The organism is Paenibacillus aceti (genome assembly GCF_003614185.1).
Lineage (GTDB): Bacteria > Bacillota > Bacilli > Paenibacillales > Paenibacillaceae > Fontibacillus > Fontibacillus aceti.
In genome coordinates, this window is the sequence record NZ_KZ987724.1 from 4,744,751 (window position 1) to 4,755,796 (window position 11,046).

General features: G+C 51.2%; 7 protein-coding genes. 3 read left to right on the forward strand and 4 right to left on the reverse strand.

All coding sequences use genetic code 11. From position 1 onward, the window contains the following. Window positions 1-25: 25 nt before the first annotated feature. From BFJ94_RS21320 to BFJ94_RS21330, 3 genes are all read right to left on the reverse strand, one after another. Entirely contained in the window at window positions 26-1,273 is a 1,248-nt protein-coding gene (locus tag BFJ94_RS21320) for an MFS transporter (RefSeq protein WP_120464435.1), read from the reverse strand. A 58-nt stretch (window positions 1,274-1,331) separates the two neighbouring features. Further along, a complete protein-coding gene (gene allC, locus BFJ94_RS21325; RefSeq protein ID WP_120464436.1) occupies window positions 1,332-2,564 on the reverse strand; it encodes an allantoate deiminase in 1,233 nt (410 codons plus the stop codon). 168 nt (window positions 2,565-2,732) lie between these two features. Beyond that, window positions 2,733-4,415 (reverse strand): PucR family transcriptional regulator, encoded by a 1,683-nt coding sequence (locus BFJ94_RS21330; RefSeq protein WP_229716959.1) that lies wholly within the window; start codon window positions 4,413-4,415, stop codon window positions 2,733-2,735. A gap of 257 nt (window positions 4,416-4,672) precedes the next feature. On the opposite strand from BFJ94_RS21330, the gene BFJ94_RS21335 reads away from it, so the two are divergent. Beyond that, window positions 4,673-5,545 (forward strand): alpha/beta hydrolase, encoded by an 873-nt coding sequence (locus BFJ94_RS21335; RefSeq protein WP_120464437.1) that lies wholly within the window; start codon window positions 4,673-4,675, stop codon window positions 5,543-5,545. A 116-nt stretch (window positions 5,546-5,661) separates the two neighbouring features. Next, window positions 5,662-9,006 (forward strand): chitinase N-terminal domain-containing protein, encoded by a 3,345-nt coding sequence (locus tag BFJ94_RS21340; RefSeq protein WP_188831426.1) that lies wholly within the window; start codon window positions 5,662-5,664, stop codon window positions 9,004-9,006. A gap of 647 nt (window positions 9,007-9,653) precedes the next feature. Here BFJ94_RS21340 and BFJ94_RS21345 read toward each other — a convergent pair. Then, on the reverse strand, window positions 9,654-10,427 hold the full coding sequence (locus tag BFJ94_RS21345) for a Cof-type HAD-IIB family hydrolase (RefSeq protein WP_120464439.1): 774 nt from the start codon (window positions 10,425-10,427) through the stop codon (window positions 9,654-9,656). 234 nt (window positions 10,428-10,661) lie between these two features. Between BFJ94_RS21345 and BFJ94_RS21350 the strand changes: the two genes are divergently transcribed. Then, the gene (locus BFJ94_RS21350; protein ID WP_120464440.1) at window positions 10,662-11,000 is read left to right on the forward strand and encodes a DsrE family protein; all 339 of its coding nucleotides are present in this window, start codon (window positions 10,662-10,664) and stop codon (window positions 10,998-11,000) included. The last annotated feature ends 46 nt before the right edge of the window (window positions 11,001-11,046 follow it).

The window sequence follows — 11,046 nt, forward strand, 5'->3', positions numbered from 1 at the left end:
ATTTTTTGATTTTCTATATTTATCACTACTTGCCCTGTGCTGCAGGACGTTTAACGAGATTGGCGAAGAACAGGAAGGCGGTTCCCACTAAAATGATGCCGATCGCCAGGTAGAAACCAAGGATCTTGCTGCCCGTAGCGTCAGAGATCAGTCCCGTTACGAACGGAGCGATAACTGAAGACATCATGCCGAAGAAGTTGAATACGCCGAAGGTGGTGCTGTATCCTTTCTTAGGTGCGATGTCAGCTACGTAGGAGATCATGATCGGGTCAACGGCTAATTTACCGAAGAATCCGTACATAATCAGGAACAGAATCAGCAGTTCATTGCTTTGAATCGCGACCGTCAGATACAGAGTAACGGCGGCGATGATTTGCAAGATAATGACGACCCTGATCTTCCGATTCTTGAACTTGTCGGACAGCTTGCTGAACAGCAGGGCGCCGGGAACCGAAGCGAAGGCAACCAGAGCTGAAGCGAAGCCGATGGCAGCTCCCTGGAATCCACGTTCCATTTGCAGGTAGCTCGGCAGCCAGGTCACAATCATGTAGTACCCGTAACAAATCGCGAAGTATATGACATAGGCCGAGATCATTCGAATATCTCCGAACAGTGTCTTTAGAGAGGCCCTGTCCTCCGCGTTCTTCTCCTTGCTGGCTTCAGCGGATTTTATCGGCTTCTCCTTAATTACCTTGGCAAAAGCGAGAGTTACGGCGATAATCAGACCGGTTGTAATGAAGAGGAGCGGCCTCCAGTCCCAGCCCTGTCCTTTTACCAGGTAAGAGGAGCCGATATAGCCGATCGCCATCCCCAGAGCCGAGCCGCTATTGATAATGGCTGTGGAGAAGCTTCGCTTCTCATCCGGGATAGAGGATGAGGAGATCGAGTAGGCCGGTCCATAATAGGTACCTTGTCCAAGTCCCGCCAGGAAGCTGCCCACGAGCAGGAATAGCAGGGAAGGGGCGATACCGACGGTAAAGGCACCGAAGGCGAAGATTAAGAAGCCTGGGATGAGCATGATCTTCCTGCCTAGTTTATCTGCCAGGAAGCCGGAAGGAATCTGCATAGAGGTGTATGCCAGGAAGAACAGACTAGAGATCAGGCCCATGCTGGCATCGGATTCGATTCCGAGTTGGATTTTGATTTCAGGCAGGATCGGATTCAGCACTGTTCTGTAAATCCAGATAACAGTCCAGCCAAGACAGAATAGAATCACGATCTTCTTCCAATATTCCATTCCGCCTTGCTTAGCTGTCGAAGCTTGTTTGTTCATCTCTTTATTTCCTCCTTAATCATGAGGGGTTTCGGGATGCAGTTAAGCTGAATACTGTTTACTCTTGGTATGCCAGTTTGTACAGGGTTCCGATCAGAGCCTTAACTCCTTCAGCCAGATCATGGGGCTCGGTATATTCCGCCGGATTATGGCTGATGCCATCTCTGCTCGGTACAAAAATCATAGCTGTTGGCGTCAGTTCGGCCAGAATCTGCGAGTCATGTCCTGCCCCGCTATGCATCAGCCTGTAGTTCAGGCCCTTCTCTTTGCATTGGCGTTCAATCACTTCGACGATGCGTCCGTCCATAGGGACCGGATCGGCATCCATCCACATATCGATATTTAGCTCAACGCCCATGTCCTCCGCGATCCTTTTCAGGGAAGCTGTGATCTCCTCGGTGAATTGAATAATCTCGCTCTTCTCGGTATGACGGACATCCAGGGTGAATAAGGCGTGGCCTGGGACGACATTAACTACATTGGGCTTCACTTCGATCTTGCCTACCGTGGCAACTAACGGATCTCCATGCTGCTTCGCCCGGTTGATGATATCGCAGATCATGGCGCTGGCGGCCTGAACGGCATCCTTGCGGTAGCCCATCGGTGTTGTCCCGGCATGGTTCGCTTCTCCGTTCACTTCGATGGTGAATCGGCGCTGCCCCACGATGCTGTGCACGACACCGACCGATTGGCCTTCCTTCTCAAGCACGCTGCCTTGTTCGATATGAATCTCAACGAACGCTTTCAGATCCCGGCGAATCTCCGCGGACTCATCGCGGAACCTAAAGCCGCATTCTCTCATCGCATCCACGAAGGCGATGCCGTCAAAATCGGCAATATTCTGCACCTCTTCGCGTTTTGCTGTACCGACTATATTTTTAGAGCCCCAGAAGGCATATGGGAATCGGCTTCCTTCCTCCTCCGCCATCGATACGACCTGTAGATTGCGTAGCGGCTGCCCGTAGGTTTCCTTCAAATACTTCACAGCGAGCAGACCAGCGACAATACCGTATTGTCCGTCGTATAACCCGCCATTGCGGACTGTATCCACATGCGAACCGGTCAGGATAGTCTCGTCTTGATATTTCGTGCCCTGCAGGCCTCCGAACAGATTTCCGATTTCATCGAAATACACGTCGAAGCCTTCTTGTTTCATCCAGCCTTCCAGAGCCTTCTGAGCCTCCAGCCATTCTTTAGAGTAGAGTAGACGGGTAATTCCCCCCTCAGGGTCATCCCCGAAATATCCGAGCCATTCTAATAGCTGCATGATATCGTGACTTAATTCTTGCATGCTCATCGTTCCTTTCTATGATGATGAAGATGAAGCTAAGAAATGGTTAACCTTCTTACACTTAAATTGTAAGCGTTTACTAAAATGTGATCATTAACAGAAGTGGATAAAAGTCCGCCGGACGTTTTATCCACTTTGGGTAAAAACAGAGCTATGCTGTTTGAAAAATCATCTTGCTATTTCTTTTTTTAACAAATTTAGAATCTTAATCCCAACGCGAACCTCGAGCATTTCCTCCGAATCCTCAAAATCCATATCCGTGATCTCCTTGATTCGTTCCAGCCGGTACATCACGGTTTTATAATGGACGAACAGGTCCTGGGCGGCTTTGGCTGCATTTTGATTATGCTGCAGGAATATATCGAGCGTGTGGAGCAGATCATTCTTAATGGCGTTCTTGCTCTCAACCAGTCTGCATAGCGGAGCAGGGATGAAGGAGGTGAGCGCCTCCTGCTCTGGAAACTGACACAACAGCCGGAATAGGCCGAGCTCCGAGAAGGCGGTGATCGATTCACTGCCATGTAGTACACCGCCGAGCTCTAAGGCATCTTGGGCTTCCTGATAGCTCTTCGACACCTCCATCGCCGTTTCCGCTATCCCTCCGATGCCGATCTGGACTACGATATCCTGGGTCTTTTCGCGGATATCTTTCTGAATTTCACGGGCTTTTTTCTTGACGGCTGACAGCCAGTCCTTGCTCTTAACTCCTTGCTGCTTGACGGGCAGGAGCAGAATGATCATATCGCTACGGCTGCGCATGATGCCGTTTTTGAAGCTGGAATGGATCGCCTCATGCAAATAAGTGAAGGTGTCACTTTGTAATTTTCGCATATTTTGCGGTTTATTCATTTCATTTTCACTAAGCGAGGAGAACTCTTCCTGGACATGGAATAACAATACGGCATACGAACGCTCCAGTTCCCAGCCGATCAGATTGGCCCGCTGGTAGATCGTCTCCAGCACCTGGGGTCTGCCCGCCAGCAGATCGTCAATGATGTCGTTCTTGAACTCTCGCTCCACCTCCGCCACGGCGAACTGCTTGACCAGCTCCAGGGACAGCGCTGTAGCGGCATTCTCTATCGCAATGAAATCGAGCTCCTCCAGTGGCCTGGTGGCCTCGGTGATAATTAGATACACTTTAATATGATTAACCGTTCGAATCGGGACGACGACTTGATCGACATTTTTCACGGTGGGTTCGGATACTTGCGCTTTTCTCCAAAAATACGGGAATTTTGTCTCGAATATTTTCTCAAGCTCAATGTCCAGCTCCTGCTGCTCCAAGGGGATTGCGGATAGGGAGTCAGGGATCATACAGGCGAAATTTCGGTCATAGAGGGATACGGGGTTGCCGATCAGTTCCTCCAGAGTATCGATAATGGAATCCAGGCCTGCATCTGTCAGGGAGAGCGCAGTGAAGCGGTCATGGACCTCTTTAAAATATTTAAGCTTCATCACCTGGTTATTGAACAGCTCCTCCATCACGGGATAGAGCACATCGACATACGGGATATCCTGAGGAATCTGAATGATGGGCAGCCCAGCCCGCTCGCCGGTCTCTATGATGGCATCAGGGATTTCTTTGACAAAACGGTGATTCTTGATCATCAGAGCGCTGACCCCTCTTTCAGCCAGCCGAAGTATAAATATCCGCTGCTCTTCCTCCGAATAATTGAGAATCGGGTACAGGCTCGTCAGCAGCATCTCGCCGCCCTTCAGCCAATCCGCGATATCGGGAGCCTCCATGATCGTGATTCCTTTAATGACGTTGCATAGTCCGGCTTTGCCTCCCAGGACCTCGGCGTTCCTCAGCCTTTTCATTCTCAACACATGTTCTACTCTAAACTCCATTATCTAGTCTCCTTTGAAGCGATAATCCCCATCTAAAGAGCAGACGGGGATTTGATCGGGGATGGTAGATCATTGTTCTGTTCTCCTTTTTTCGACAAAAACTTTTCGATCTCCTGCACCATGCACGGATTGTTGAACCTGGCTTCCAAAGACAGTACGATAAGCATACGCAGCCGGGAGATGTCCGGGCAGTTTGGAATATATTAGATAGCATTGACGGTTAGGACTGACAATATGAACGAGAAAGGGGATAAAAGATGAGAACAATCTGCTATAAAAAGATTGGCGGAGTCGAGCTGCTTGGGGACTTCTATAGTACCGGTCAAGTGAATTCGCCTGTAGTCGTCTATATTCATGGGGGAGGCTTCATATGGGGGTCGAGACAGGAGATTGCCAAGGAGGAGGCCGAGCGCTACAACCAGGCCGGATTCCATGTGTTCTCGATCGATTATCGGTTAGCTCCGGAGACGAAGCTTGCAGCGATCGCTGAGGATATTCTCGATGCCATCCATTGGCTGCAGAATGAAGCGACTGATGTGCTGGGGATTGAGGTGCCTGCCATCGCTGTGGTTGGCCATTCGGCAGGAGGGTATCTTGCGCTGCTCGCCGGGGCGAGAGAGCCGAAGCTGAAGGCGGTCGTGTCTTTTTACGGATATGGGGATCTGCGGGCCGACTGGTCTACCCAGCCGAGTCCATACTATCTGGAGAAGCCGATCGTACCCCGGAAGCTGGCGGATCATTTGATCACAGACCGCATACTAACGGAAGCTTCTGTTCAACGCAGATACGGCCTTTACCTATATCATCGTCAACAAGGGAGCTGGGTTCAGGCAGTCACCGGGCTTGATTCTGAGCGGGATCGCGCGGAGCTGGAACTGCTCTGTCCTGTGGAGTCCGTAACGTCCGCTTTCCCGCCGGTTATGCTACTGCATGGTGAGCAGGATCAGGATGTGCCGTGTACAGAATCCCTGCTCATGGCGGAACGTTTGCACCGTGCCGGAGTTGCTCACACGCTCGTTACTTTGCCTGGTGAAGATCATTTGTTTGATCAACAGAAGGGGAAGGAGAGTGTCCGGCAGGTCTTGGCCCAGGAGCTTGATTTCCTTCGCGAGCATTTAACGTCTGTATAATTTTTCCGCGAAAGCTCTGAATTTACATAAACCTGAACATCATTTAGTCCTCCAATAATAATCCGATGTAAGAATGAAGATGTTGTACTAGTATTTATCAATCGGGGAGGGTAATGATGAACAAATGGTCTAGAGTCATATCCAAATGGTTAAAATCAGGTATCGCACTGTCATTAGCATTATCGCTTCAACTCGGGTTGGGCCAGGAGGCCCCGTCTGCTCATGCGGAAGGCCCGAATGATCCCGCGCCATTTATTGCCGCGAAGGTCGTTAATGAGAACGCTGGGAAAAAAGTGCTCTTCGACAATACGCATGGGCAGACAGCGGGAGCCGCCGATTGGGTGATCGACGGGGGCTTCTCGGACTTCGGCAATGCGTTAGCCAACAATGGGTATGATGTGAAGGAGCTTCGCAAGCCTACATCATTTACTTACAATGATCTGAAGGATTATGAAGTATTCGTCATTGCTGAGCCTAATATTCCTTTTAAGCAAAGCGAGCAGCAGGCGATGGAGCAATACGTAGAAGAGGGTGGCAGCATCTTCTTCATCGGGGATCATTACAACGCGGATCGCAACAAGAATCGTTGGGACGGTTCTGAAGCGATTAACGGATATCGCCGGGGAGCGTGGGAAGACCCCAAGAAGGGAATGAGCACGGAGGAGAAAAATGCAGCGGCCATGCAAGGAGTTGTCAGCTCCGATTGGCTCGCTGATAATTTCGGTGTTCGGTTCCGTTATAATGCCTTGGGTGATATCAACGCTAATGATATCGTAGCCCCGAATCAGGCCTTCGGGATTACGCAAGGGGTGTCCAAGGTAGCGATGCATGCCGGTTCCACGCTGGCGATTACAGATCCGAATAGAGCGAAAGGGATCGTGTATCTTCCGCAGACCAATGCAGCTTGGCCTAATGCGGTGGATCAAGGCGTCTATAATGGCGGCGGGAAGGCGGAAGGCCCCTATGTCGCCGTCTCCAAGGTCGGTCTGGGTAAGGCAGCATTCATCGGGGATTCCTCTCCGGTAGAGGATGCTTCGCCGAAATATCTGCGCGAAGAGACGGGAACCAAGAAGACCACCTATGACGGGTTCAAGGAGCAGGATGATGCGAAGCTGCTCGTGAATCTGGTAGATTGGCTATCGGAGCAGGAGAATTATACGGGTCTGAATCAGGTGAGCGGCTTGCAGCTTGATGCGGCGACTGAGCTGCTGCCATTCGAGGCGCCTGCCGCCTCCACTGAGCCTCAGGCTGAGCCATGGTCGGCTCCAGCTGCAGGATACAAGTGGTGGGATTCCTCGACCTTCAAGGCAGGCTCCTATGGTGGGCCGGCAGCGAGCGCGAATGCCGCTTATTCCTTCGTGCATCAAGCGCTTCTCCCTAATGCCCAGGATTTTCAAATCCGTGTTGTGGTGGATCAACTCCCAGCCAACTCTACGGTATCCGGTCTGGGCCTGGGAATCTATCTGACTGGCGGCACGCAGGTCGCCAAGGTTCAGAATGCAGACGGCAGCTGGCCTTCGGCTTACGGATACAGCCAAACCTTCAGCGTCACCTCCAACAGCCAGGGCCGCGCCTATAAAGATCTGACTGTTAGAATCAAGCCAGGTACAGCGGGAGCCGCGAATCTCAGATTAAGACAGAATGGCAATAATCTGTTGACTACATCTGTGACACTAGCTAATGTGCCTGCCGAACCGCTTCCAGAAGAAGGCGGCTCCACTCCGCTTCCTGCTCTGAGCACGATTGCAGAGGGAAGGGGCAAGCCGGAGGGAAGCGTAGTTACGCTGCAGGGCACGATTACGACCGAACCGGGCTCGTTCGGCGGGCAAGCTTTTTATATGCAGGATGAGACGGGCGGTATTTATGTGTATCAGAGTACGGGCGGTTTCCATCAAGGCGATATAGTTAAGATTACTGCTCCGCTCACTCTTTACAATACGGAGCTTGAGCTCGCCGATCCGCTCGCGATCGAGAAGGTTGGAACGGCTGAGCTGCCTGCATCGAAGCAAGTAGTTTCGGTGAATGCAGATAATCAAGGCCAACTGGTCGAGCTGAGACAGGCGAAGATTCAGAATATCATCGCGGCGGCTCCGACAGGTTCGTTTGAGTTTGATGTAGTTCGTGATGGGATCAGCAATCATGTGCGTGTGGATGCCAGAACAGGGCTGCAGCTTGCCGATTTTCCTTATGAGGAAGGTCAGGTTGTTGATTTGCGGGGGATCTCCGCCATTTTCAAAGGCGTCTATCAGTTGAAGCCGCGGGGGTTGAGCGATATTTCGCTCTCCCCAGCTGCTGTTGCGCCGGTGACCACGGCGATGCTCTCTGAGGTGCCTAACGGTAACGGTTGGTTTAAGCACGGGGTTAAGCTTACGCTGAGCGTGGAGGGGCAAGAGAGTGGCGGTAGCGGCAATGGAGGTACGACTGGTAGTACGGGGGGTACGACGACGAAGTATGCGGTAAATGGCGGGCCAGAGACGGTTTATACCGAGCCTGTAGTGATTGACTCTGAGGGCGCTCATACGGTTCGATATTTCTCTGTGAGTGCGGCAGGTTATGTGGAAGAGGCGAAGTCTATCGAGGTCAAGCTGGATCTGACCGCGCCAGCCGTTACGTTGACCCAATCGGGCCAAGTGGTTGGTGATGTGCGGGAGCAGGATATTTTGAAGTTTGAACTGAGCAGCTCGGATGCGGGGTCTGGCGTAGCTGCGGAGAAGCTGTGGATTGATGGGCAAGAAGTGGCAAGCGGACAGGCTGTTGCCGCGAAGGATCTTGGTCTGGGCGAGCACACGGTGAAGTATGCGGTGGAGGATTTGGCAGGAAATATTGCTCAGGATAGCGTTGTTTTTCGTGTGAGCGCGGACGGGGACAAGCCACAGCCGAAGGGAGCTCCAGGAAAGCCTGTACTGTCCAGCACGAGTGGACATGCTAACGGGCTTCGGGAAGGAAATTTCAAGATTCAAATGAATATGTGGTGGGGCAATAATGGTACAGAGTTCAAGCTATATGAGAATGGTGAACTGATCCATAATATTGCCTTATCAGATGCATCCCCGACTGCCCAATTCGCAAGCGTGGATATAGCTGGTAGAGCGAATGGTACCTATGTCTATACCGGGGAGCTGATCAACTCGCAAGGCTCGACCAAGTCCCAGGAGTTAGTCGTCGTTGTGACTGATGCCTCTCCAGGCAAGCCGGTCCTCTCGCAGGATAACTGGGACGGCGATGGAAACTATAATGTCTCCATGAACATGTGGTGGGGAACGAATGCTGCGGAGTATCGGCTATATGAGAACAGCGTATTGATAGATACGCAGAATCTATCCATCAACACCCCCTCTGCACAACGCGCTGTAACCTACCTGTCCAACCGCGCCGTCGGCACCTACGAATACCGCGCCGAATTGATCAACGCCGCGGGTGTAACTTCCAGCGAGGTGATTACGGTTCGGGTGAGCAAGTAATTGGGATTAGAGTACGTAGTAGGGGGCAGAACTTTGTCCCTTTCCTTGAGGCTCGACCTTTTAGGAGCCTTTTAGGACATTTTGGACTTTATAGAGCTTCAAACCTGCAAAAATGCATCTTTTTTTGCTGTGATACCCCTCAACGAGAACAAAGCCTGCAAAAATGCAGGCTTTTCACTTTAAAAAGCGATAATAGAAGTAAAATGGCTGAAATTCCTGCATTTTCGCAGGTATTTACTCAAAAAGGGGAAAATTAGGCGAAATTCCTGCATTTTCGCAGGCTTTTTCTAAACGTCCAGCACCCCGCACCAATATCCCGTCTGAACGTCCTGACCTAAGCCCCAAACGCCCAGCACCAAGCGAACAAACCGCCCCGCAGCACCAGCTCAGCCCAAGTTACTAACCTTCCCTAGCCAATACCCGGAATTAGCATTCAACGAGGCTCCTCGCACCACAGCATCCTGCAATGTTCAATACCCGCCACTACCATCCACAGCGCCTTGCTCGAATCCAACACGACCTCCAGCACCCAGCACACCACACCATCTCGCCCCCACTGAGCGACCAACTGGTACAGCATGCACAGCGTGCTTGGCCTTTAAACAGCGCCCGCACCTGTGGCCTCACTAACCGCTTAAGAAATCCGCCTACAGGATCTGTGCATATTTCAGGCCGTGGAGGATGCCGCCCTGGTCGACGTGGCTGGTTACATAGTTGGCATAGGGGAGCAGGTCCTCATGGGAATTGCCCATAGCGATGCCAAGGCCTACGGTGGACAGCATTTCCTTGTCGTTCAGGCCGTCACCGAAGGCGATCGCCTGCTCTGGCTCCAGCTCCAGAAGACGGAGCATGGCCTTGACCCCCTCCGCTTTGGAAGAGTCAGCTGGCAGTACGTCCATCGCCGTTTTATGCCAACGAATGTAACGCAGCCCTGGAATTTGCTTCTGATATATAGGTTCATCCTGTTCTTCACAGTGCAGAAAGACTTGATAGATATCCGCCTTGGTCCAGAAGTCGGGATCATAGCCAGGTAGATCGACCTTCAGGGATAGAACGGCATTTTGAACAGAAGGGTCAATCTCATTATTGGCATAGAATTCCGCACTTCCCTCAAACACCAGCGAATGACGGTGCTCCGTCGACAGTCTGACCAATGCTTCCACATCAGTCCGCGGTATCGGATGCTGGTAGATCGTTTTGCCTTTATATACGACATAACCCCCGTTCAGACTTACATAGGATTCGATTCCCAGCTGCTGGGCCAGCTTCTCAAAGAAATACGGTGCCCGCCCTGTAGCGATAACGGGCTCGACCCCGCGCCGCTTCGTCTCGGCGACCGCTTCGATGGTGTCCAGCGGAATCTTCTTCTCATCATTCACGAGCGTACCGTCAATATCAAAAAAGGCAATTCTATAATTCATCAATTCGTTGTCTCCTATCCTCTGAAGTATCTCTCTACTAATATGGACGTAATATACCATCCGCTTGAGCGGGTGGCAAGCTACAGACAGGCCCGGATCAACAGTTTATAGCTTGGAACTGGTTGCTGCAGATTCATGAAATACATAAGCCGAGTATAAATCCGCACCGACTGAGGCTTCATAGATATAGTACAATTATCTAACAGATGGCTTATTCATGAAAGGATGAAAAGAATGGACAAGAAGGTTATTTTTCTGACTACAGACAGTTTGGGGAACGGTGATACAGAGCTAGGGGCGCAGCTGTTGGAGACATTCGTAAATCTGCTTAAGCAGCGTCAGCCCTTGCCTGTAGCAGTATTTTGTGTGAACCGTGGGGTACTGGCTTTAACGGAGCAGTCATTTGCATCCCTCCATTTAAAGGAGCTTCAAGATAAGGGCGTACCTGTTCTTGCCTGTGGTACCTGTGTCGATTATTATCAAATCCGCGAACAGTTAGTAGCCGGAGAAGTGTCGAGTATGGGGCATTTCATGGAACTGGCGGAGAAGTACGAGGTTGTTACTATCGCATAGCATTCGGGAGGAATGTCACTAACGGCAAATTCCCTATTCTCATAGA

What these genes read in the sequence shown, in the direction of transcription:
- BFJ94_RS21340 (WP_188831426.1), top strand. Translation starts at nt 5,662, where the DNA reads ATGAACAAATGGTCTAGAGTCATATCCAAATGGTTAAAATCAGGTATC.
- BFJ94_RS21330 (WP_229716959.1), bottom strand. Translation starts at nt 4,415, where the DNA reads ATGGAGTTTAGAGTAGAACATGTGTTGAGAATGAAAAGGCTGAGGAAC.
- BFJ94_RS21345 (WP_120464439.1), bottom strand. Translation starts at nt 10,427, where the DNA reads ATGAATTATAGAATTGCCTTTTTTGATATTGACGGTACGCTCGTGAAT.
- BFJ94_RS21350 (WP_120464440.1), top strand. Translation starts at nt 10,662, where the DNA reads ATGGACAAGAAGGTTATTTTTCTGACTACAGACAGTTTGGGGAACGGT.
- allC (WP_120464436.1), bottom strand. Translation starts at nt 2,564, where the DNA reads ATGCAAGAATTAAGTCACGATATCATGCAGCTATTAGAATGGCTCGGA.
- BFJ94_RS21320 (WP_120464435.1), bottom strand. Translation starts at nt 1,273, where the DNA reads ATGAACAAACAAGCTTCGACAGCTAAGCAAGGCGGAATGGAATATTGG.
- BFJ94_RS21335 (WP_120464437.1), top strand. Translation starts at nt 4,673, where the DNA reads ATGAGAACAATCTGCTATAAAAAGATTGGCGGAGTCGAGCTGCTTGGG.